Annotated in this window: 22 protein-coding genes; 15 read left to right on the top strand and 7 right to left on the bottom strand. The window is 61.0% G+C overall.

Features of this window, described 5'->3' with window-relative positions; translation table 11 throughout:
- Position 1: 1 nt before the first annotated feature.
- Both ACXYMS_RS05885 and ACXYMS_RS05880 read left to right on the top strand, forming a co-directional pair.
- Positions 2-757: a hypothetical protein gene (locus tag ACXYMS_RS05885; RefSeq protein ID WP_458904471.1), complete on the top strand. Its 756-nt coding sequence runs from the start codon at positions 2-4 to the stop codon at positions 755-757.
- Entirely contained in the window at positions 751-3,627 is a 2,877-nt protein-coding gene (locus ACXYMS_RS05880; protein WP_458904470.1) for a non-ribosomal peptide synthetase, read from the top strand. The genes ACXYMS_RS05885 and ACXYMS_RS05880 overlap by 7 nt, the downstream gene beginning before the upstream one ends.
- Here ACXYMS_RS05880 and ACXYMS_RS05875 read toward each other — a convergent pair.
- Positions 3,602-4,861: a cytochrome P450 gene (locus ACXYMS_RS05875; RefSeq protein ID WP_458904468.1), complete on the bottom strand. Its 1,260-nt coding sequence runs from the start codon at positions 4,859-4,861 to the stop codon at positions 3,602-3,604. The genes ACXYMS_RS05880 and ACXYMS_RS05875 overlap by 26 nt on opposite strands.
- Entirely contained in the window at positions 4,836-5,969 is a 1,134-nt protein-coding gene (locus ACXYMS_RS05870; RefSeq protein ID WP_458904466.1) for an amidohydrolase family protein, read from the bottom strand. Before ACXYMS_RS05870 ends, ACXYMS_RS05875 begins: the two co-directional genes overlap by 26 nt.
- 187 nt (positions 5,970-6,156) lie before the next feature.
- Between ACXYMS_RS05870 and ACXYMS_RS05865 the strand changes: the two genes are divergently transcribed.
- From ACXYMS_RS05865 to ACXYMS_RS05855, 3 genes are all read left to right on the top strand, one after another.
- Positions 6,157-6,771, top strand: coding sequence for a CDP-alcohol phosphatidyltransferase family protein (locus tag ACXYMS_RS05865; RefSeq protein ID WP_458904464.1), 615 nt, complete (start codon positions 6,157-6,159; stop codon positions 6,769-6,771).
- 7 nt (positions 6,772-6,778) lie between these two features.
- Positions 6,779-7,234 (top strand): phosphatidylglycerophosphatase A family protein, encoded by a 456-nt coding sequence (locus ACXYMS_RS05860; RefSeq protein WP_458904462.1) that lies wholly within the window; start codon positions 6,779-6,781, stop codon positions 7,232-7,234.
- A 77-nt stretch (positions 7,235-7,311) separates the two neighbouring features.
- The gene (locus ACXYMS_RS05855) at positions 7,312-7,965 is read left to right on the top strand and encodes a polysaccharide deacetylase family protein (protein WP_458904461.1); all 654 of its coding nucleotides are present in this window, start codon (positions 7,312-7,314) and stop codon (positions 7,963-7,965) included.
- Here the strand turns inward: ACXYMS_RS05855 and ACXYMS_RS05850 are convergent.
- A complete protein-coding gene (locus tag ACXYMS_RS05850; protein WP_458904460.1) occupies positions 7,962-8,810 on the bottom strand; it encodes an SDR family NAD(P)-dependent oxidoreductase in 849 nt (282 codons plus the stop codon). The two genes, ACXYMS_RS05855 and ACXYMS_RS05850, sit on opposite strands and share 4 nt — an antisense overlap.
- Here ACXYMS_RS05850 and ACXYMS_RS05845 point away from each other — a divergent pair.
- The 6 genes from ACXYMS_RS05845 (at position 8,781) to ACXYMS_RS05820 (ending at position 13,342) form a co-directional block, all read left to right on the top strand.
- Positions 8,781-9,830: a phosphatase PAP2 family protein gene (locus tag ACXYMS_RS05845; RefSeq protein WP_458904459.1), complete on the top strand. Its 1,050-nt coding sequence runs from the start codon at positions 8,781-8,783 to the stop codon at positions 9,828-9,830. The two genes, ACXYMS_RS05850 and ACXYMS_RS05845, sit on opposite strands and share 30 nt — an antisense overlap.
- Before the next feature lie 88 nt (positions 9,831-9,918).
- Positions 9,919-11,016, top strand: a complete 1,098-nt coding sequence (locus ACXYMS_RS05840; RefSeq protein WP_458904457.1) for a hypothetical protein — start codon at positions 9,919-9,921, stop codon at positions 11,014-11,016.
- Positions 11,000-11,320 (top strand): phosphopantetheine-binding protein, encoded by a 321-nt coding sequence (locus tag ACXYMS_RS05835; RefSeq protein ID WP_458904456.1) that lies wholly within the window; start codon positions 11,000-11,002, stop codon positions 11,318-11,320. The genes ACXYMS_RS05840 and ACXYMS_RS05835 overlap by 17 nt, the downstream gene beginning before the upstream one ends.
- Complete coding sequence (locus tag ACXYMS_RS05830) at positions 11,317-12,528, top strand: beta-ketoacyl-[acyl-carrier-protein] synthase family protein (protein WP_458904455.1); 1,212 nt, start codon at positions 11,317-11,319, stop codon at positions 12,526-12,528. Before ACXYMS_RS05835 ends, ACXYMS_RS05830 begins: the two co-directional genes overlap by 4 nt.
- Complete coding sequence (locus ACXYMS_RS05825; protein ID WP_458904453.1) at positions 12,528-12,926, top strand: hypothetical protein; 399 nt, start codon at positions 12,528-12,530, stop codon at positions 12,924-12,926. The genes ACXYMS_RS05830 and ACXYMS_RS05825 overlap by 1 nt, the downstream gene beginning before the upstream one ends.
- Positions 12,923-13,342, top strand: coding sequence for a MaoC/PaaZ C-terminal domain-containing protein (locus ACXYMS_RS05820; RefSeq protein WP_458904451.1), 420 nt, complete (start codon positions 12,923-12,925; stop codon positions 13,340-13,342). The genes ACXYMS_RS05825 and ACXYMS_RS05820 overlap by 4 nt, the downstream gene beginning before the upstream one ends.
- On the opposite strand, the gene ACXYMS_RS05815 is transcribed toward ACXYMS_RS05820, so the two are convergent.
- From ACXYMS_RS05815 to ACXYMS_RS05800, 4 genes are all read right to left on the bottom strand, one after another.
- Positions 13,287-14,459, bottom strand: coding sequence for an LptF/LptG family permease (locus ACXYMS_RS05815; protein WP_458904449.1), 1,173 nt, complete (start codon positions 14,457-14,459; stop codon positions 13,287-13,289). The two genes, ACXYMS_RS05820 and ACXYMS_RS05815, sit on opposite strands and share 56 nt — an antisense overlap.
- Positions 14,456-15,619 carry an LptF/LptG family permease gene (locus ACXYMS_RS05810; RefSeq protein WP_458904448.1) on the bottom strand — a complete coding sequence of 388 codons (1,164 nt, stop codon included), beginning with the start codon at positions 15,617-15,619 and terminating at the stop codon, positions 14,456-14,458. The genes ACXYMS_RS05815 and ACXYMS_RS05810 overlap by 4 nt, the downstream gene beginning before the upstream one ends.
- Before the next feature lie 6 nt (positions 15,620-15,625).
- Entirely contained in the window at positions 15,626-16,882 is a 1,257-nt protein-coding gene (locus ACXYMS_RS05805) for an aminotransferase class I/II-fold pyridoxal phosphate-dependent enzyme (RefSeq protein ID WP_458904446.1), read from the bottom strand.
- A gap of 71 nt (positions 16,883-16,953) precedes the next feature.
- Positions 16,954-18,030 (bottom strand): inositol-3-phosphate synthase, encoded by a 1,077-nt coding sequence (locus tag ACXYMS_RS05800; protein ID WP_458904619.1) that lies wholly within the window; start codon positions 18,028-18,030, stop codon positions 16,954-16,956.
- A 196-nt stretch (positions 18,031-18,226) separates the two neighbouring features.
- Here ACXYMS_RS05800 and ACXYMS_RS05795 point away from each other — a divergent pair, with 196 nt between their 5' ends.
- The 4 genes from ACXYMS_RS05795 to gmd all read left to right on the top strand — a co-directional run bounded on the left by ACXYMS_RS05795 (position 18,227) and on the right by gmd (position 22,756).
- Positions 18,227-19,129 (top strand): lysylphosphatidylglycerol synthase domain-containing protein, encoded by a 903-nt coding sequence (locus ACXYMS_RS05795; RefSeq protein WP_458904444.1) that lies wholly within the window; start codon positions 18,227-18,229, stop codon positions 19,127-19,129.
- Positions 19,126-19,878: an LPS export ABC transporter ATP-binding protein gene (lptB, locus tag ACXYMS_RS05790; protein WP_458904443.1), complete on the top strand. Its 753-nt coding sequence runs from the start codon at positions 19,126-19,128 to the stop codon at positions 19,876-19,878. The genes ACXYMS_RS05795 and lptB overlap by 4 nt, the downstream gene beginning before the upstream one ends.
- Positions 19,879-19,904: 26 nt before the next feature.
- On the top strand, positions 19,905-21,107 hold the full coding sequence (locus tag ACXYMS_RS05785) for a glycosyltransferase family 4 protein (RefSeq protein WP_458904441.1): 1,203 nt from the start codon (positions 19,905-19,907) through the stop codon (positions 21,105-21,107).
- A 524-nt stretch (positions 21,108-21,631) separates the two neighbouring features.
- On the top strand, positions 21,632-22,756 hold the full coding sequence (gene gmd / locus ACXYMS_RS05780) for a GDP-mannose 4,6-dehydratase (protein WP_458904439.1): 1,125 nt from the start codon (positions 21,632-21,634) through the stop codon (positions 22,754-22,756).
- Positions 22,757-22,758 lie beyond the last annotated feature (2 nt).

The following is a 22,758-nucleotide window of genomic DNA, read 5'->3' as shown; positions in this document are numbered from 1 at the left end:
CATGCTTGTGTTAGCTTACTGGCTGATCCCCCTGGGTATGATGCTGGGTGCGATTGCCCTCGTCGCGCGACACATCAACCTCGTTCATCAACGAGATGAAGCTTGGACAACCTTACTGAGCATGACGCGGTGGGAACAAACCAAGCTTTCAGCTGATGTCCTAGCGGCTTTGCCTCAAGGGGCGCAACGCTTCGTCAGCCAAGCCATACCGGCGCATCTGCCCGTGCCAACGGTTGTCACCGCGTTGACCCGCTCGCCCCAAGGAGCCTGCCTTCGTATCCTTGCGGCGCCTGACGGTGGCGTTTGGCGGTGGCGGGCGGTTAACATGGCAGGACGCAGCGCACTCGACATGCTTGTCGACGGCAACTCCTCGCGCCAAAGCTGGATATTGCGCGTCGTGCCGTGCCCCTCAAACAATTGTGCGAACCTTTGGGAAAACCTTCTGATCGAATCCCTGCTATGGACCCCAGGATCGATCGTCCACGGGGGTCTAGTATGGACAGATCTATCGAACGGCTGGGCCAAGGTGCGACTGGGCAATGGCCAGGGCGACGCCATAGATATTGAGCTTTACCCTGACGGGCGGGTGCGAAAGATTGTTGCCCCAGACCGGATTCTTGACGTGGTGGCCTATCAGCCCTGGGATGGCCACATGCTGCCCACGCAGCTGGTTGAGCACAGAGCCGGCCTGGCTTCTTCGATCACGCTCGACGCTATCCGCTACGCTGGAAGCTGGAAGGACGCCACCCATTGCTGACCCTGCCCTCGTCCCGCGACCTGCTCGCCCCGATCCGGCGCTGGCAACTAGACCAGCCAGACAAACCTGCCCTCTTGGCCGAAGGTCGCCCCGCTGCTACTTTCGACCATGTGATCAGGCAGGTGGACGCCACCGTGGATGCGCTGCTGCGGGCCGGCATTTCACCGGGTCATCGCGTTGCCCTCGTGCTGCCGAATGCTCCAGAAACGGCTTTATGTATTCTTGCGGTGGCGAGCCATGCGACTTGCATCCCTTTTAATCCGACCCACACAGCTGATGAGCTCCTACGACTCATAGCCGCAGCCCGCGTAGATGCCGCGATTATTCTTCATTCAGACAATGACGCGGCAACGTCCTTACAGGCGGCGGGCGTCAACCGGGTTTTGATGATGACGCCGACAAGAGAAGGTGTCACCGGCGAATTCGCCCTTCGCTCTTTAGGGCGATCGCCGCGACCTCCACCGGCAGCAACTGCCGCAGCTCCGTCCCTGGTTCTTCACACCTCTGGTTCAACGGGAACCCCTAAGCGTGTGCCGCTTAGCGTTCAGCACCTGCTTGCCTCCGCACACAATGTAGCTCGCTCGCTCGAGCTGGGAGAACATGATGTGGGCTTGAGCATGATGCCAATGTTCCACATCGGGGCACTGGTCGACTTGCTGCTGGCGCCACTCTCGGCCGGCGGTGCAGTGTGCTTTGCCCGCGAGATCAGCAGCGCGGCTTTCTTCGACGCGCTCGCTCGCTTTGCTCCAACCTGGTTCCAGGCGGTGCCGACGCTGCTGCGCGACTTGTTAGCTTGGAACCTCGGCGCTGAGGATTACGAGCGCATGGCGAGATTGGGTTTCATACGGGCCGTTTCGCAGCCCCTGCCCCCGGCCTTGCAAGAAGAATTTGAGACCCGCTTTCGTGTCCCGCTGCTCCCCATGTTCGGGATGACCGAGACCGCGGGCGTGATCACCAGCATGCCACGCGGAGACCGGCGTCCTGGCTCCGTCGGCGTGCCCTTTGGCGCTGAGGTGCGCATTGCGGACCATCAAAACAATGCGGTACGCCCTGGCGAACTCGGAGAAGTATTGGTAGCCGGTAGGACCGTGATGGACGGCTATGAGGACGATGGTGACGCTGGTGCAACGTTCTCGGGGGTGTGGCTGCGCACCGGTGACCTCGGTTACGTGGACGAGGATGGCTATCTGTTTCTGACGGGACGGAGCAAGGACCAGATCAATCGCGGCGGAGAAAAGATCGCACCGACGGAAATCGATCTGATCACCTGTGACCTCCCGACTATACTGGAGGCGGCTGCCTTCGCGGTGCCGCATCCGAGCTTAGGTGAGGATGTTGCGCTGGCGATCGTTGCCAGACCTGGCACTACGGCTGACGTCGACGCGCTTGCAGCGCATTTGCGCCAGCGCCTGGCGCCGCATAAGGTGCCGCGTCACATCTATGTTCTGGATCGCCTTCCGCGCTTGCCAAGCGGCAAGCTGAATAGACGGGCGCTACCTGAGCTCGTCAAAGCCATACCAGCGCAAGCGACCCGCACATTGCCGCGAACACGCATCGAGCGCGAGGTGGCGCGCATTTGGTCGCAAGTGCTCGGCGTCGAAGAGATTGCGCTCGAGGATGACTTCTTTGAGTTGGGTGGAGATTCGTTGCGGGCCACCACCCTATCCCTGGAGCTTGAAGCCCGGTTCGGCGCGACGTTTGCCCCCGGCGCGCTGTTCGATACGCCCACCTTGCACGAGATGGCCAAAATTCTGGGGCGTGTCGACAGGCAAGCAAGTGCCCGAGTTGCCCTTGACCCGCGTCTGCATCGCAGCCTTCAGCGGATAACGGCTGGCTGGCGCGGTATGAGGCAGCCCGGATCGCTCATCGTTGGGCGCAACACCTCGGGGAGCAAACGCCCCTTTTTCTGGATCCCACAATCCCTACATGGCCTCGACGCGGTGGCGACCAATCTGGACGCGAATCGTCCAGTTTACAGCATGCCGACGCTGTCGCTTACCGGAGCCAAGACCGAGGCGAACACCCGCAAGCTCGCCGCTTATCTGGCCCACGAAATCACCAACATCGATAACGAAGGCCCCTATCTGCTGGGAGGATTTTGCCAAGGCGCCGTCGTCGCATTCGAAGTCGCGAAGGCGTTAAAAGCCATGGGGCGGACCGTCCTGCTTCTATGTCTGCAAGACCGATTTGTTCCCAAGCCTTATGGCGGCGCAGTCGCCCTGCTCTCGGGCAAGCGCGGATTTCATTGCTCGCACTACGTCAACTACGTGCCGCAAAACACTTGGCGACGCTATTACGCTGGACCGATCTGGTTCCGGACGCTCGATGCGGACCACGAGCAGGTACACAATCCTCCCCATGCCCAACAGTTCGGCCGTCAACTTGAGGAATTGTTCACGCTGGCCGAGGCAGCCATGGCAAAACCAGCCAAGCAAGTCCAAGTCCAAGTCCAACCCGCGCCATCACCAGTACCCGGTCTCATCAAGTGCCGGGTGCGCGCCAAGCTACCTTTGCTCCTGCGCCAAGGCGAAGAAAGACGGCTGGAGATTGTGGTGACCAATCGGGGTGCCGACGCCTGGCAGCCCTACGACGTGAGTGGTCTGGTTTTGGCCGCCCGATGGACTGTCTGGCGTTCGACCGAGAGCTTGAGAGACAGTTTTGTTCCGATTGGTGAATCGCTGGCGCCCGGCCGTTCCAGACATTTTGAGCTCCCCATTCGTGTACCGATGCGCGGCCTGCCGCTGTATCTGGAACTGACGGTCGTTGAAGACGGCCTAAGCCACATGCAAGAGCGCGACATTCCGGCGTATCGCAGACTTGTCCTGCCACTGACACCAGAAGGTCTTATTGCATCTGCAGGTCAACGCTGAGACGGCTCAGCCAGCGATGACCAAAACGGGGCTCCCATGCCAGGCGGGATTCCGCCAGTTGAATGCCCTTGCTGCTGGCGAGCAGCACTGAGAGCGCTGCCACCAATTGGTGCTGGACCAGGGGCGCGCCCAGGCAAGCATGTCGGCCAAGGCCGAACGCCAGGTGGCTGGGTTGCTCAGGCCGGTCCAGTCGAAACCGATCTGGTTCACTATATTCCCGGTGATCCCGGTTTGCCGAACCGAGCGCAAGCAGCACTGCCGCGTTCCTTGGGATAGTCACCCCCGCCAATTCAATATCGTCAAGCGCAACCCGGGCAATCAATTGGCCGGGCGGGTCGTATCGCAGCCCTTCCGCAACTGCCCTTTCGGCAGCGACCTCGCCACGGCGCACGCTCTTAAGACATTCCGGCGCCTGAATAAGCGCCAGGACGAGATTGGCAAAAGCTCGGTCGACATTGCCCAGACCGTCGGCGAATAGCAGCATGGCATGGTCCACGACCTCAAGGTCGCTCAAGGCGCCGTCATCATCGCGCGCCAGGCACAGGGCGGACAGCAAATCATCCCCCGGCGCGCGACGGCGTTCTTGAAGCCGCTCGAGCAAATAGGCCCGAAACTCGGACAAGGCCGCATCGGTCTGTTCCAAGGCGGCGCGACTGGGGAATGGCGCAAACAGGCTAAAAAATTGTTCGCCCCAGAGGGCGAGGATTCTGGCGTCCGACACTGGCAAAGCAAGGAGCTCTGACATCGTCCAGATTGCAAGGGGACGCGCGTAGTCCGCACAAAGGTCCAGGTGAGGAGCTGCGCCCCGCAACAATATCACTGCCCTATTGGCGATATTCGGCGTCCGCTCGCGCAAGATGCGCCGCCAAACCGAGCCAACCATCCGGCGAGACCGGATATGTCGCGGTTTATCCAGAAATGGCAGGATATTCTGCGCCACATCAGCTGCGCTGGAGACGGCAGCGTTCTGCACCCTGAGCGGGGATCGTGAAGAAGGTGCGTTCGACAGGCTTGGGTGCGATAGCGCGGCGAACACGTCTTGGTATCGTGTAATCAGCCAGCCGCCCGCTTTGGTGCGATGGATAGGGTCTTGCTCTCGAAGCTGGGCATAATACGGATACGGGTTCGCAATGAACGCCGGGTCCAGCAGATCCAGCCCCTGCGGATCAAGTCGTATCGGTTGAATCGGCGCTGACGATTGGAACCGCTCAATTAGAGCGCGCAGCGGCAGCATGGAGCACCTTGTCAATCTCTAGGTCATTCTTGTGCAGATGTTCCTTAATGAGTCCGCGCTCGTCTTCACTCAATTTCTGCCCCGCAGCCAGTCGTGCCAAGATATCGATCTGGTAGTAGCGCACCGCCGCTGAAAGCACGAAGAGCTCGTCCATGAGATCAGCCGTGGTGCTGGGCGAGCAGATATCGGCGATATTGTCCGAGCCCAGGCGCACATGCACACCGGAGGCGGCCAACTCCAGAATACGTGGAATTGAATTGGACGTTGGTGAGTTCAGTGGTCGCAATTGGCGCATGCCGAGGGCCGCCGATGGACACGAGATGACCCCGACATTGCATTCGAGCAGCCCCTCCACGAGCCGGGCGTGGCGCGGCTCGTCATAGGTGGTTGGCGAGATCATGTGCACCGCCCAAATCATCGGCGCGCCATCCGCTGAAGCGACTCCGCCCTCCTTGCGGATTACCTCCAGCAGTCGCTCGGTACCACGCTCGCCGGACTCGTTGCGTTGGTCGACATGCACATGCACAAGCCGTTTGAGACGGCGACCAAGATCGAGGACGCGCACCAGCTGCTCTTCAAACCCGATGTGGTCGGGATAGTCATCCCGATCATCCGCCTCGGGCAAGCAACCGAGAAAGTCTGCGCGCTGCGCGGCCTGTTCATAAAGACGCCAACGGCCCGGCTCACTGTCCTTGAAACCCAAGGGGGTATAAGCCGCAAGTTTGAGCTCGATCTCACCATGACGGGCGTCGCGAATGCCGGCGAGCATCTCCAGTGCGGTCAAGCCAACCTCATCGTCGGTAACATCGACCATGGTGTCTACTCGGGCGGTATTGCTGGCCACCATGATATCGAGCGTTGCATTTGCCCGGCGCTCTAGATCATCCCGATGATAGGCCGGCCCAGCATGAATGCTGGCGATCAAGTGATGCTTTTGCTGCAGCGAGATGTGCGAATTTTCGAGGATCTGCAACGTGCCTTTAAAGTAACGATCATCGAGCGTCCCCGCGCGGTCCAGATGCACATGGGCGTTGAACATGCCGCCCAAAGAGTTAATGCGTTCGCGCAGCTGTGCAAAAAACGGCGAACGGTCTGCAATGTGTTTCATAGCGTAATGATGGCCTTCCCCTCGGCGACCTCTGCCGACTCTAGCCGAGAAATTATCCTGACCATCAATTCAGACAAGACAATTGTGGGCAGTGCATGCCGCTCGCTTGACTTGCCGCACCGCTCCGGCACTGACTAAGTCCCAAACGGTCAGAACGGCTGGCCAGAACCATGATCGGCAAGACGTCATGCCTCAGAACAGTTGGACCTTGCGATCTGCAGAACGGCTTTACGCGCGCGTGCTCGGTGCGATGGCGCGCCTGTTGGCGCGCACCGGCTTACATCCCAACGTGGTCACCGCTCTTTCGCTACTCCCCGCGCTGATCGCCGGGATCGCGGCAGCTGGAGGCGAAATGGTCTGGGCGGCGGTATTCATGCTGCTCAGCGGCCTTTGCGATATTCTCGACGGCGCTTTGGCTCGAGCCAGCGACAAGGGTTCACGCTTTGGCGCGCTGCTCGATTCCTGTCTTGACCGGATCAGCGATGCGGCCGTGCCGGCCGGACTGGTGGTGTTGTGGGGAACGACGTCGCTGGTGCTCTTACCCATTGTGTTGTTGGTCTCAGGCCTTTGGATTTCTTACATCAGAGCGCGCGCCGAAGGCCTGCACATCGAGTTGCCACGGCTCTGGATGCGGCGCGAAGATCGCCTGCTTGCGACAGTAGCTGCGCTGTTGCTCTGGCCTATCGATCTACCATTGCTCGGCGGTCCGGGCGCTGTGACGATCACGGTCCTGAGCGGCGTAGCGATTTTGAGCGTATTGGCGGGAGGTGCGGCACTGCTTGCGGCGGCCAAGCGAGCCTGAGCGTGCAATGAAGGCCTTCAATTCTCGCGCTCTGGCATTTGCCTACGCCAGTTGGTTCGGTGCCGGGTATTGTCCGCTTGCACCAGCAACCGTGGGCACGTTACTCGCGCTGCCGCTTTACGGCCTGCTCACGCTTTTGCCGTCGCCCCTGCAGTGGGTCGTGCTTGGGATCATGACGCTGGCCGCCTACAAGGCGACCGAAATCGTGGTTGGATTCGAAAGCGAGCACGACCCACAATTAGTGGTCATCGACGAGGTCGTGGCCATCCTGTTGGCTCTGATCATAGCTGCGCCCGATGATCTGTGGTCGCTGCTGGTGGGCGTGGTTTTGTTTCGCTGTCTCGACATTTGGAAGCCCTGGCCGATCCACTTGGCTGAACGGCTTCGTCCAGCAGCTCTGGGCATTCTGGCAGATGACCTGCTCGCCGGCCTTGGCGCTGGGATTGTCGTGCTGCTTCTCTAAAGGACATCACCGTGCGGATTGCGCTAACAATAGACCTCGAACACGACTGCCCCCCTTATCTGCGGAGCTACCAGGGCATGGAAGAGGGGTTTGAAGCGTTTCTCAGCGTGCTTTCAGCGGCAGGCATTCCGTGCACCTGCTTTGCCACCGGCGACGTCGCGCGGCGCTATCCAGGGGCGATGGACAAGCTGTTGCAGTGCGGCCACGAGCTGGCCAGCCATGGCGATACGCATAGGCGTTTCAGCACCATGAACTACGAACAAGCTCGTGCCGAAATTGCCCGAGCGGACGCGGAATTGCGGCGTTTTTCCCCCATCACCAGTTTTCGAGCGCCAAATCTGGATTTTCCAGATCGTTTCATCCCGTTTTTGGAAGAAGTGGGCTACACCATCGACTCTTCCATTGCCGCCTACAAACCACACAAGGGGCACCCGCGAGCGCCACTTCGGCACGGCGCGATCACGCGCCTTCCAGCATCGACCATGCCATCGCTGGTTCGCCTCCCCGGCTCCCTGCAGCGCTTGGTTCTCGCGCCGTTGCGCGATGCAAGCGTACTATTCTTCCACCCCTGGGAGTTTGTGGATCTGCGGCGCGCGCCCATCCCCTGGGACTGTCGCGCCGGCACCGGTTCCCATGCGCTTGCCAGTCTGGAGACGGCCATTGCAAACCTTGCAGCGCGAGGCGCACATTTTCTGACCATGCGCGACCTGGCCGCGCGCCTGGCCATCTAGGGCGCTGGTTCCCTAGGGGCGCGGCGCTGCTGGCGCACAAAGCTGGCAGATAGCACCCGATCGGTTAAAGCAGCAGGCAGCATCGCCTGGGCAGCCAGGGCAAGGCGAAGCTGCCAAGGGAAGACCGAGTGGCGCGCAGATCGAGCGACATCTCGCGCGATCCGTCGGGCCGCGACATCAGCGGGCCAACACCAGGGACGTGCCACTTTGAGGGACCTGCTCATCGGCGTGTCGATGAAGCCTGGAAGAACGGTCGTAACCTTGACGCCAGAGGACCGCGTCAAACGCCGCAGCGCGTCGCCATAGATACGCACCGCTGCCTTTGTCGCACAGTAAAGCGGCGAGTGCGGCAACCCGAGCTCTCCGGAGATCGATCCGATCAACACGACGGCACCGCGGCGCCGCGCCACCATGCGTGGCAACATGGCCGTCACCGCGTGGACCACGCCGAGCAAATTCACCCCCACGATCTGCTGAGCAAGCTTTGCATCCTCGCCACTCGGGCCAGCCATGACCGTGTCGCCGCCGATACCCGCATTTACAAACAACAGGTCGACAGGGGCCAATTGGTCGCATTCCTGCAGCCAGCCGGATACGCTGTCTTGGTCGGTTACATCGAGGCTGCGCCACGCGACCCTCGCTCCCTTGGCTTCGCACCGAGCGGCGATGTCTGCCAATCGCTGCTGGTCGCGACCGCACAGGGAAAGAATCACCCCGTAAGCGGCATAGTGTTCCGCAAGCGCGCGACCCAATCCGCTGCTCGCCCCGGTTAGCACAACATGCGACGGTTTCAGCACGGGTTGGCGATACCTCCCTTGGACAAGAGCACGATTGCCGCTTGTCATCCTCGCCGGTTTTGTGACATGCCGCTTGGCGCGGGCAAAGGGGCCTCGCGCGAGCGGAACGCCGATATGGCATTCAAACGACATTTGCGGGCGTTGTGGGGTCCTTCTTGGCCGGTCGTGAGCTTGCCGCCACTTATCGCCCTTGTGCTGGCTGGCATGGGCGGTTTGCGCAGCGAAATTGTAATCGTCCTGGCGCTTGTTTCCATTTTGGCAATTGCCACTCCCCGCAGCAAGGCCTTTCTGGTTACCGCAGCACCAGGTCTCGGTATTGCTGTTGGCTACGAGGCGATCCGCTATTTGCGCCCGCTGTTTGTGACTGCCGAGCGGGTGCTGGGTTGCGAGCTCAGGGAGTGGGAACTTCGGTTGGTCTCGTTGGACGGTTACGCGACGGCGGCGGATTACTTCAACGTGGTCCATACTCCCCTGCTCGATCTGGTCTTTGCGATCCCCTATGTCAGCTTTTGGGGCATCGCGATCGTCTATTGCACGGCATTGTTTTTCATCAACGTGGAGCGGGCCAACCACTATTTGCGGGTGCTGGCACTGACCCACGCGATTGCCTTTGTCTTATGGCTGGCGGTGCCCGCCGCTCCGCCTTGGTACATCCGAACGTTCGGGTGCGAGATCGACATCAACGCCCTACCCCACGCTGCGGCGCTACTGCGCGTCGACCAATTGCTCGGCATCACCTATTTCGAATCCTTCTACAGCCGGGCCCCGACAGTCTTCGGCGCACTTCCGTCCTTGCACTGCGCATTTGCTGCGGTGGGTCTGGTGACAGCCTGGCGAGATGGAGGCTGGTTAGAGCGGTCGGCGCATATCGGCTATACGCTCTGGATGGTCCTGGCCAGCGCCTATCTCGACCACCATTGGCTGCTTGACGGCATGTTGGGCATAGCCTTAGCCTTCCTTGCGAATGCGCTAATACGGGGCATCGGTTCGTGGATAGACTATCGTGCGCCCATACTGAATGCCGAGGGGGCAGGTACGCTGACGGACCGCTCCGGCAACAACCCTTGAGCGCATGATGTCGGTCACCCTAGCCCCCGCTAATTTTGGGCGAAACCTAGATTTGTTCCTACGCCTCCCGGAGCGCCTCTATGGGTCGATGCAGGGTTTCAGCCCCAGGCTCACCGTGGAGCAACAAGCGCTGCTGCATCCCGCCAAGGCGCCGTTCTTCAAGCACGGCAGAGCGCAATACTGGCTGGCGTTCAAGGACGGCGAGCCGGTTGGACGCATTTCGGCGCAGATCGATTCCGTGCAGCCATCCGAAGCTTTTGGCGGCGGCGGCACTTTTGGTTGCCTGGACGCGACAGACGATCCAGCAATTGTCAGCGCCTTGGTGACCGGGGCGCGAGCATGGCTTGCTGAGCAGGGCATGCAGCGCCTGACCGGACCGTTCCAGCTCTCGATCAATAGCGAGCCTGGCCTGTTGGTGGCGGGCCATGACGAACCTGCCTTGTCAATGGTTGCCTGGCACCCGCCTTATTTAGAGGCACACCTGCGCGCTTGTGGCCTTCAACCGATCAAGGACCTGCACTATTGGCGCCTCGAGCAGCCCGCAACCCGCCTTGCCTGGTTGCAACAGCGACTGCGCGCAACCGAGCGCGTGCGTGATATTACGTTTCGCTGCCTGGACATGAAGAACCTCTCACGCGACGTGGAGATCATTCGGCAAGTCTATAACAGAGCCTGGCAAGCCAATTGGGGATTTGTGCCCTTGCATCCAGCTGATGTCAGTGCCATCAGCGGCGACCTGCGACCTTTCGTGCATGGGGATATTGGCGTCATCGTCGAACGCGCCGGCAAGCCGATCGGGGTGGCGCTGATCTTTCCAAACCTTTTTGAGGTGACTAGGGGCTTAGGGCCGCAACCCTCTTTGATCGGGTGGTTGCGATTGGGCTTTCGGACCCTTCGACGGCGCTTTCGGACCGGCCACGTCATCCTTTTAGGCATTGATCCGCAGACCCGGAAAAGCGTCGCCGGCACGCTGATTGCTTTCGGCATGATGGAGCGCCTGCTCACCCAGCTGGCGCGTTATGGCGACGGCAGTGGCTGGATTGAGGCCGGCTGGGTGCTAGAAGACAATTGGGAATTGCGCAAAATCCTGCAACAATTCGGATTTCGACAGGTGCGAACCTTGCGCTTGTTCAGTGCAGACACTGTCCTAGGCACAGGAGATGATAGTTTTGACAGCAGACCTTAGGCCCAATGCGCCCGCCGAATGGCCGCACCTTGAAGACCCCACACTTCTGGATCGCATCATTGAGATCGTGGCGCAAGAAGGCGACATCGATCGGGCGCTGATCGTTCCCGAAGCGACGCTGGACACCTTGGGGATTGCCTCCATGGAGGTGGTTATGATCCTCATGGGCATTGAGGAAAAACTCAATGTCTACATCCCCATTGAGACCGATCTCAGCACGGCCAAAAACTTGGCCGAACTCATTACCGCCATCACCAGCGCCATGACAGCAGCGCCTGGACGGGCCGCGGACGCACAAGCGTGAAACAGGTCGCCATCACCGGCTACGGGGCGATCAGTGCTGCGGGGCTCGGCACTAAAGCGCTTTGGCGTGCGGCCGTGACCGGAACCAGCCAGGTGCGACCACTATCTCTGCCACGCGGCGATAGCCTGCGCATTCGCATTGCCGCCAGCGTCCAAAACTTTGATCCAACAGAGCATCTTAGTCCCCACATATTGCTCAGGTGCGACCGGTTTACGCAATTCGCTCACGTCGCCGCAGAAGAAGCGCTGCGACGGGCCGGGATGGGCGCAACGGATCTATCCGGATCGCGAACCGCGGTCATCGTCGGCACGGGTATCGGTGGCATGAATACGCTTGATGACGGATGCTACGACTTCTATTCGGGCAAGACGCGCGCCCACCCCTTGAGCATTCCGCGGCTCATGCCCAGCTCAGCGGCCTCGCACCTCAGTATCCAGTATGGAGCGACTGGCCCATGCTTTAGCGTCAGCAGTGCGTGTTCCTCGGCCGCCCAGGCCATTGGTCTCGCCAGCCAGATGATACGCGCCGGCATCATCGACCGGGCCTTGGTTGGGGGTAGCGAAGCCTGCCTGACACCGGCAACAATTCGCGCATGGGAGGTCATGCGCGTGCTCAGCCCCGATGTCTGTCGCCCTTTTGCTAAGGATCGGCATGGCATGATCCTGGGCGAAGGTGCTGGCATTCTGGTTCTCGAGTCTGAAACTGCGTGCCAGGCGCGAGGCGGGGTGCCGTTAGCGTGGCTTGCCGGCTATGGTACTTCGAGCGACGCTCGCGACATCATTCAGCCCGACGTACGCGGTCCAGTAGCCGCCATGCGGGCCGCGCTTGAGGAGGCAGGGCTTCCGGCCGAGGCGATCGGCTATATCAACGCGCATGGCACCGGAACCGTGCGCAACGATATTGTCGAGGCGGAGGCAATCGGTCAGGTGTTTGGGCCGCGGAGCACCGATCTCCCAGTATCATCGAGCAAACCGGTCATAGGACATACGCTGGGCGCCTCAGGTGCGCTTGAGTTCATTATCGCCCTGATGGCGTTGCGCGCCAAAACCATTCCTCCGCATATCAACATGACTGAGCAGGATCCGTCTTGCCCGTTGTCTCTGCCTCCCGCTGCGCTCGAGACGCCAGGATTGAAGGCCGTGCTGTCCAATTCATTCGCGTTTGGTGGGGTGAATGCCACACTGCTGGCGCGTGGTGTGGAGGCCTGATGACGTTGAGCCGCGTCGGCAGCTTTGCCGTGCACACTGACCCTTTGTCCGTCGCGGCGTTCCGGAACGCCCTTCGCGGGCGGGAGCAGCGAGATCCAGCCCTCCCGTTTACCTACCCCATTGTCTGGCTCAACGCCCCTTCGGTGCGCGAGGCTATCGAAGATCACCTTGTCCAAGAGTACGGACACTCTGGCGCCATCCTAATGCATGTTGGGCAAGAGATCCGGTACGAAGCCGCACTGAAACACGATGTTGGTTACACCATCGCCGTTGACCTCGCTGTCGAACCGGAAAAGGCAAGTATGACGCTGGAGGCGCAGGTTCACGATACTTCGTACCAGAGGATCTGCCACCTGAAAAGCCACATTGCTCTGGTATGGCCGGAGCAGAAAGGGTGATCAGCTGGCTTGGGAGTTTCCCCACCCAACGCAGCTTTGTGCTTTCCCCAGCGCAAGCGCAAGGGTATGCGGTTGCGGCCAACGATCCCAACCCGTTGCACCAGGACCCTACCCTCGCCCGGGCGTTGGGTCTGGATGCGGTTCCCGTGCCGGGTATGCTGATCATGGGGTTGATAGCGGAATGGGCTCAGGATTGGCCCGTTACGGTCAAGCAGCTGAACGTACGGTTCCTGGCCCCGATCGGCGAAACCGAGCAGCTTGTGGCCCAGGCCCGCGTGGCAGCTGAAAAGGACGAGATGGCAACAATCCGCATCAGCGTTAAGAACGGCACGCGCCTAACCGTGCTCGGAGAGGCTGTGGTCAGTCCGCGGCGGGCACGCTCGATCGGCGCTGGGGCTCCGGCCATCCCACGCTGATGAGAGCCGTCACGTTGAGGACGATCGGCACCGCCCACGCCGCTACACCGGCCGGCGCAGCGCCGCTGGCCCCAACCATGGGTATGGCGAGCAAAAACACGTAGGCGGTGCCTCCGATGATGGCACAGATCAATACCTGACGCGGCGCCGTTCTGGGCCCAAACAACGTCATGGCGAGCGCACCGGCTAGAAGCGCCATGCCGATTGCACCCGGAACGGCGGCGTAGCGGTGGTGCAGCGCCGCCTGATAGACAAAATTGCGCGGAATGATGGGGTTGTACGCAAAACGAGCCAAGAGGTCGTGTGGCATCAAGTCTGGCGGCACGCGAGAATGGGTTAGCCATATAGGGTCGAGGTTCAAGGGCCGCCGGAGGATGGTATAGGGCGCCGCTGTCATGGCCTGCGCTCGTCCCGAGTTCTCGGTCGTATTCCAAAGCGCGCCTTCATGAAGCGCCCAGATACCATTTCTTTCGGGCACCGCGCTTTGCGCGACGCTCACCAGCGCAACCGACGAGGTGTCCGCGATCTGAAACAACTGGACCTCCTCGAGCATGACCCGTTCTGGTTCGAAACGGATGCGAGCACGCATCATCTCGTCTCCCAAAGCTATCCAGGTGGCCTCACCGACATGCGGGGTTTGATAATAGGGCCCGAAATAACGAAAACGCGCTTCGCCCTGTGCCTGTGAAACGGCGGGCCGCACCTCCGCGAGCAGATAAAACTGCGCCAGCCCGATCAGCGTGCCGAAGACCAAAGCGGGCAACAAAGTCTGAAAACGCGAGCGCCCAGAATTACTGATCATGAGGCGCTCAAGCGAGGTCGCCAAGCTGTGCTCGGCCCATAATGGCCCGGCAAAGGCCGCAACGGGCAGCAGGGACGGCAGCACGTAAAGGGCCCGAAGACCGAGATAATAACCGCTAACGGCCCAGCTTGGCTGCGCCATCTCCGCTTGCTGTTCGACAATGCGCGAAAGATGCGTGGCGGCATCGAGGGTGAGGACGATGGCGAGCGCAATGAGGACAAAGAATATCGTCCGCGTGACATAGAGGCTAACGACATAGCGAATATGCCGCGTGTCGCCCAAGACCCCGCTCAGCACTTTTGTGGCGACGCTCACAGCCGCACGCCTGCTGGCACGATGCACTGCGTGCCTCGCCGAGCGACCATGCAACAGGCTAAAACACCTAAGCCCGTGCCCGAAAGCAGAACCGCCGGACCCGATGCGAGGGCACCCATGGCGCCAATCAGCTCAGCGAGGTCGCGAAGGAAGAAGGTTGCAGCCAGCAGTCCTCCCGCCACGACCGGCAAGGCAAACACTACGCTGCGCCGGCCGGTCCATCCCAAAGCCGCCAGCGCGAAGAGGGGTGCAAGGGCACACAGGACCGCATGCAGCACGTGGCGAATGCCGGCGTTCAAAGCGTCGAAACGGTCCAACGCTCGCAGTAGCAGCTCACTGAGCGACCAATAGTAGATCTGATCAAGGCGAACGCCAGGTTGCTCGGGTTCAAGTTCAGGCACAGCCACTGCATGCCGGCTCGCGGTTAAGATCTGCTGCGGCCTTAGCGAGGGTCGCGTGAGGCCCACAGCATCGCTGGCCGTGCTGAAATCGAGCAGCCGCGCCTGTTCCAGCAAGAACTGCGGCGTACCTGTTTTGAGCTCCAGGCGGATCACCCGGGGCGAGGTAATGACACGATAACGCTCCCCCTCCAATTCTTGATGCACAAAGACACCTCCTGCTTCGCCGCCAAAACGCCCTTCGGCTGCAAAAACGACAAGATCGTCCACCGGGTAGAACTGGCCAGCCGGGAGGTTCCCGCGGCGCAGCGCTTCAAATCGCGCATGGTCATAGCTGGTGGCGGCCGCGTAGCTCGCGAGCGGCGCTATATGCCCCGAGACCACTACAGAGGCTATTGCGCCGAGCGCGCCGATTAGCAGCGAGAACCTGATCAAGGCGTGATAGCCAACGCCGATGCCGGCCATGGCGATGAACTCTCCCGCCTCGCGCCGCCGCAGCAAAACGATATAGACCCCGATGCTCAAAGCCAGCGGCAGGGCGACGGCAACGCCATCGGGAACGGAGTAGACGACCAACTGCGCCATCTGCGCCCAACCCGCATTGACCTCGAGCACCCGGGGTAGGATGTGGGAGATCAGAAGCTCGGACAGAAAGACCCACTCGACGCAGCCCAAAATGACCAGAGTGGACCAGGCTGAAGCCAGCATGAGCTGCCGCTGGTAGCGCCCTGCCACGCCGCACGGATCGAAAGCGGCTCGCATCTCGCCCTATAGTCCCTCCGGGCGTCGATCCGACCCGTCGTATGCGGCAAGGCTCGCGGCGACGGCGCGGACACCGCGCTCTATGGCCTCGCTGCTATGGCTGGCCGAGAGGAAGAAACGTAGTCGCGTGCGGTTTTTGGGGACCGCCGGGTAACCGATAGGCAGGGCCAGGACACCCTGCCGCATCAAGTCCCGGGCAAGAAACGCGGCGCGACGCGGTCCGCCCGCCATGATCGGCACGATGGCTGAATGCCGGTTGGCCTGGCCGATATCGAGCCGCAGTTCCCCGGCCAGCTGGTGGAATAGCGCGGCATTCGCCCGAAGCCTGGCTATACGCTCTGGTTGAAGCCTCATTTGCTCGAGCGCCGCGAGCGCCGTTGCGGCCATGGGGGGGGCAATACCAACGCTAAACACAAACCCAGGCGCGGTGTGGCGCAGATAGGTAATAAGTTCACGCCGCCCACCGATATAGCCGCCGCAGCTTGCCAGAGACTTGCTCAGCGTCCCCATCCAGAGATCAACCGCGTCAGGCGCGACCCCATAATGCTCGGCCAGCCCGCGTCCGGTCTCGCCCAGCACCCCGAGCGAATGCGCCTCGTCTACCATTAGCAGCGCTTTGTACTGCCGTTTGAGGTCGATCAGTCGCGGCAAGTCGGCCAGATCGCCATCCATACTATAGACGCCCTCGACCACGATCAAAACCTGCCGCACGCCGCGGCTGTGTCTGATCAGCAATCGCTCCAGCAGATCGAGACGCCCATGTGGGAATGGACGCGCTTGCGCACCTGATAGCCGAATACCCTGCCGGATGGAGGTGTGCGCCAGTTGGTCATAGAGGATAAGGTCATCCGGTCCCATCAGATGACCGATGGTATCGGCATTGGTGGCATAGCCGCTCACAAACACCAAGGCGTCCTCGACGCCCATCCAGTCTGCCAGCTCGCTTTCTAGCGCTTGATGCAGTGGTCGCTCCCCCGACACCAGCCGCGACGCCGACACGGAGGTGCCATAGCGAGCGATAGCGGCATAAGCGGCCTGGGAAAGTTCGGCTGAACCATTCAAGCCAAGGTAATCATAGCTGCAGAAGTTGAGGTATAGGCGGCCAGCGTGGACCGCGTGAGTGCCGTTCAGTCCGTCAAACGACTGATAGAAAAGGTCGGCAACATTGTCGACGGCGTCAACGTCGAGTTGCCGCTTATGTTCAGAATAGCTCTCAGGGAAGGCAAATCCGCCCCGCGCCGTGTCAGCAGGCTGCGTGCGCATGGGTGTGCCATGCTCGGACGTCAGGGGCGCCTCGTGCCCGTCGTGGTTCGGTATGGCTGACAAGGCTAACGTCACTCAGCGCCAAGAATAAAAGCTTCAGTGCGTTTTTGCGCCTCGTGGTCGCTGTATTGTTCGGGCGGCGACTTCATGAAAAAGCTCGAAGGGCCTTTGAGCGCGCCGCCGATCCCGCGATCGAGCGCCAGCTTGGCGCAGCGTATTGCATCGATGACCACCCCTGCGGAATTGGGCGAGTCCCAGACTTCGAGTTTGAGCTCGAGGTTGAGCGGCGCGCCACCGAAGCCTGTGCCTTCCATACGAATATGCGCCCATTTGCGGTCCTCGAGCCACGGCACATGATCGCTGGGCCCCACGTGTATCTGGTCCGCCGCGAGCTGCTCTCGCACCCGGCTGGTGACCGCCTGAGTTTTCGATATCTTCTTCGATTCCAGCCGCTCCCGCTCCAGCATGTTCAGGAAATCGGTGTTGCCGCCGAAATTGAGCTGATACGTCCGATCCAGCTGCACGCCGCGCTGTCCGAACAGCTCCGCCAGCGCACGATGCACGATGGTTGCCCCAACTTGGCTCTTGATATCATCGCCGATGATGGGGAGCCCCGCTGTCTCGAAGCGACATGCCCAGGCCGGATCAGAGGCAAGAAACACCGGCATACAATTGACCACCGCGCATCCCGCGGCCAACGCCTGTTCCACGTAGTACCGGCTGGCTTGTTCCGAACCTACGGGAAGATAATTGATAAGCACTTGTGTGCGCGTGCTGCGTAGCACCTCGGCCACATCGACATCCGGCGCTTTACTGACCGGCACCACTTCGGACAGCCACTTGCCCAACCCGTCGAGTACCGGACCTTTTGACACGGTCACCCCCGTGGGGTCCACCTCTGCAAAACGCCTGGTGTTGTTGGGCCCGGCGAAGATGGCGTCGGCGATGTCGGCGCCGACCTTGTCAGCATTGACGTCGAATGCACAAACGATGTCCACGTCGCTCAGGTGATAATCGCCAATCAGGACGCTCATGACACCGGCCGGCGGTTCGTTGGCACCTGCAGCCTTATAGTAGCTCAAACCCTGAATCAGGGCAGAGGCGCAATTGCCAACGCCCACCACGCCAACGCGTATTTTTTCACCCATTGCCAGCCCCCAGCCAATGACCGTTTTTTGCTCGACCATAGTTGTGGCAAGGCTATAAGCCAAGAAACAAGTGCCCACCATGCGGTGGCGCACGTTTCGACAGATTTTGGTGTTGATGAGCGCTGCTGACAAAAACGAGGGTTTCTGGCACGGCTCTCCAGCCAGACGCGTTCTGGCGTCGCTGTTGATTGCACTCATGCTGCTGCTCGCCATCATGGCAGTAAGCGCTGGATGGACCGGCATTGTTGCGGCCCTCAGCCGATCGCAGCCGGCGTGGCTGGTAACCGCGATCATCCTCAGCGCCGGGGTTTTCCCCTTGTGGTCCTGGCAATGGCGCGTGCTCATCGCAGGATCTCCGGCCCCCGGGCACAAGGCCATGTTGGCGGTTGTTAGCGCAAACTCCATCGTCAGTAGCTTCCTGGCCCCCGGCGCCGGCGCGGCACTTGCAGCGCTCATGCTAAGCGAAAAAGGCGTTCGGGCGCCAAGCATCGCCGCGCTGTTGCTGGTTGATCAATTGATGACCGGCGCGTCAAAGCTGCTGGTGCTTGTTCTTGCCCTATTGTCGGCACCCCTGCCCTCGGCCCTTGCCGCAGGTGGCCCGGTCATTGGCATCACTATGGCCTTGCTGTTGGCCTTGCTTGCGGCGCTGGTACGATTGGGGCCGCGGCAGTGGCCCTCAACCCGCTTGGCGTGGCCGCCTCTGGCTTTGGTTTCGACCTTCTTAGGCGCGGTAGCGCGGGCGCTGGCCGCGATTGGCGACAGCAGGACCATAGCTCTGGTCGCGGGTCTGGCTCTAGGTAAAAAGGTGCTGGAATGGACGATGATCACTGCCGTGCAGCTATCTTGCGGCATGGGATGGGCGCCGGAGCTCGCGCTATTTGTCCTGGCTGCTGCCGGCGTCAGCACCATGTTACCGGTGATAGGAGGCGTCGGCTTGCTGGCAGCAGGAACGGCCGGGGCCTACCTTGTGCTGGGTATCCCAGCGCCCACGGCCATTGCCGTCGGAATTCTCATCTCGATTGTCGACCTGCCCGCTGCCATCGCGTATTTCACATGGGGTCACGTAAGACGGCTCGACTACAAGAATTTCAGACCATGAATGCAGAATCGAGTCCGATCCCCGCGACCGCAGGCCTTTCGGGCCGCGCCATAGGCTGGAGTGCGCAGGGCCGCACCATTCTGCAGCCGCTCGACATCACGGTGCGACGCGGCGAGGTCGTGGCCCTATTGGGACCCAATGGCGCTGGTAAAACAACGCTGATGAACCTGCTGATTGGCGTCCACCGACCGCAGACCGGGGCGATCCTGATCGACGGCCATGACAGCACGCAGCTTCCAATCCATGCGCGCGCCCGTCGGGGCGTCAGCTATTTGCCCCAGGAAAGTTCGGTGTTTCGCGGTCTGTCTGTGGAAGACAATATCTTGTTTTACTTGGAGCGCGTGGTGCCTGCGCGCGCCGAGCGTCATCGTCGGCTCGACCTCCTCTTGGGCGAGTTCGACCTGTTGGCGATCCGCAAGCAGAACGCTGCCCGCTTGTCCGGCGGGCAACGCCGGCGCTGTGAAATCGCTCGCGCGTTGGCGGCCGATCCGCGCTATGTGTTGCTGGATGAGCCCTTCGCCGGGGTGGACCCACTTTCGATCAACCAGGTCAAAGATCTGGTGCGCCGGCTGCGCGACCGCGGTCTTGGCGTGCTGATCAGCGACCACAATGTGCGCGAAACAATTTCGATCGCAGACCGCGCATATGTCTTGGTTGGCGGGCGTCTTTTGGCACACGGCGCGCCGGAGATCGTGGTCAAAAACGCAAATGTCCGTCGCCATTATCTTGGCGACACGCTAGACAGATGACATCGCTCGCTCCAGTTGCCAAGCGCGTGGCCTTTGTTTCTGACTGGTATTTGCCACGTTTTGGTGGCCTGGAGGTCTATCTCGATGGGCTCGCGCGCCGACTGTTCGAAGCGGGAACGGCGGTGGAGGTGTTCACGCCCCTGCCCGGACCGACGCAGCACTCCGGTATCCGCGTGCATCGGCTCTGCGGCGCAGATGCGGCGACCGGGGGGTACCGGTTTCCGCCGGCCCCGACGGCGTCAAATGCCAATGACTTGCTCTACCTGCTCAATCTGTTGGGGTTTCCGCCTGCCGAACCGGCGTTGCGGCAGCTGCATCAGGGCCTCAAAGCGGGCGATTTCGACGCGGTACACGTGCATCTGGGTAACACGCCCTTTGCCTATCTGGCCGTCGAAGTGGCCACAAAGCTAGGCCTGCCAACTGTTGTGACATTTCATTCCATGCTGATGCCGTTGGAGGCGGGTATCGCGCGATGTGTCGCGCCGCTACTCCGCTCGGCGCGGTGGCACGAACATGCGGTATTGACGGCCGTCAGCAGCGCTGTGGCCCTAGGCCGGCAATCCATGTTGGGCGGCGTCGACGCGGGGTTGCTCTTCAATGCCACCGAAAGAGCGCTCTGGGAACCGGTCCGGCGCCAGAGGTTATCGCGAATGTCTCAAGCCGGCCGCGGGCTGCAGGTAGTGGCGACCATGCGACTACATCCCCGCAAGCGACCGCTGGCACTACTTGACTTGATCCGGCAAGCCGGACCGGCGCTCGACGCGTCCTCTGGTGGGGTGCGCCTACATATTGCCGGCGATGGTCCGTTGCGAAAAGCCTTGCAGGACCGCATCGCGGCGTGGAGGCTTTCTGACCGCGTGGTGCTTCATGGCCGCCTCTCGGTGGAAGACCTGAAAACGCTATACGCGCAAGCCGACTTGTTTGTGACCTCAACAAAACTGGAGGCGTTCGGCCTTGCGGCGCTGGAAGCGCGACTGGCGGGCGTGCCGATCCTGGGCATGGCCGACTGTGGTCTGGACGATTTTATCACAGACGGCCAGGACGGCATTCTGGCCAATAGCGACGCGGGGATGCTTAGGGCATTGCGCGCCTATCTGCGCGATCCGGTGCAACAGGCGCGGCTGGCCAACGGCGCTATAGTGCCACTAATGGGCTTTGACTGGGCCGATGCGGTCAGCGCTTGTCACCGAGCCTATGGTGCGGCGGGCGCGCGCTCCCGGCAGCGATAGTCATGGACATAATCACGGAGACCGGTTGCGATGCCGTCACATCGGAAAACTATGCTCTCCTTGCAGTCCGCGCCGATGTGCCTCCTACACGCGCGTGCTATCTTACCCTCTCGACAGAAGTGACAACTGGCCGTCCGCAGGTGTATGCAAACTTGCCTTTCTGCACGTGAGTGAAAACTCTCTTTTGCGCACATCCCCCGGCAAAAAAGCCGTTGTGCGCCAACTTGCTTTTCCGCACGTGAAGGGCTGCCGCGCGGCGCGGCACGACTTCCCTCGGCCCTTTCATGCGAAGATTGCAGGGGGCCCATGCAGAATTGCCGCAATGTCAATATTCCTGAGCGTTTGAAGGCATTTGCTTACCCTTCGCGCGCTAACCATTTGCTCCGATTAACAAATGACCGGGTTCTCGTCCGGTGCATTTGCGTGTAGCTGTCATTTGTCTGTGGGACCATTGGCTTCGTGTCGATTTGCCGTCTCGACGGCACGCGGGTCAATTTGCTGAAAACGTTTCTTGAGGGTATTGCATGAGTTCGGGCAAGGTTGCACTGATCACCGGTATCACAGGCCAGGACGGCTCCTATCTCGCAGAACTACTGCTCGAGAAGGGCTACGAGGTTCACGGCATCAAGCGCCGGGCCTCGCTGATCAATACCCAGCGCGTCGACCACATCTACGAGGATCCGCACTCCAAGAATGGCCGCTTCAAGCTCCATTATGGAGACCTGTCCGACACCTCGAACCTCACCCGCCTCATGCGCGATATCGAACCGGACGAGGTCTATAACCTCGGCGCCCAATCCCACGTCGCGGTCAGCTTCGAGGCGCCGGAATATACAGCCGATGTCGACGCGATCGGCACCCTGCGGCTGCTCGAGGCCATCCGCTTCCTCGGGCTCGAAAAGAAGTCCCGGTTCTACCAGGCCTCGACCTCGGAACTCTTCGGCCTCGTCCAGGAGACCCCGCAGCGCGAGACGACACCCTTTTATCCGCGCTCGCCTTATGCCGTGGCCAAAATGTATGCCTATTGGATCACGGTGAACTACCGCGAGTCTTATGGGATCTATGCCTGCAACGGCATCCTTTTCAACCACGAGTCCCCGCGCCGCGGCGAAACTTTCGTGACCCGCAAGATCACCCGTGGCCTCTCCAATATCGCCATGGGCCTCGAGCCTTGCCTTTATATGGGCAATATCGACGCGTTGCGCGACTGGGGCCACGCGAAGGACTATGTGCGCATGCAGTGGATGATGCTGCAGCAGGACAAGCCAGAGGATTTCGTCATCGCGACCGGCGTGCAGTATTCCGTACGGGAGTTCATCCACTGGACGGCCAGGGAACTCGGCATCACCCTGGAATTCTCGGGGTCCGGCGTCGACGAGATCGCAACGGTGGCGGCAATCGAGGGTGATATGGCCCCTGCCCTCAAAGTCGGCGACGTAATCGTGCGCATCGATCCGCGCTATTTCCGTCCCGCCGAAGTCGAGACCCTGCTTGGTGACCCCAGCAAGGCCAAAGAAAAGCTTGGCTGGACCCCCGAGATCACCGCCCAGGAAATGTGCGCCGAAATGGTGCGCGAGGACCATAAGGCTGCGCGCCGCCACGCCCTGCTCAAGCAGCACGGCCTCGATCTCCCCGTGAGCGTGGAATAGCG

This window comes from Devosia sp. CAU 1758 (assembly GCF_054482695.1).
The sequence above is the reverse complement of the archived record's forward strand: the minus strand, read 5'-3'. Positions and strand labels throughout refer to the sequence as shown.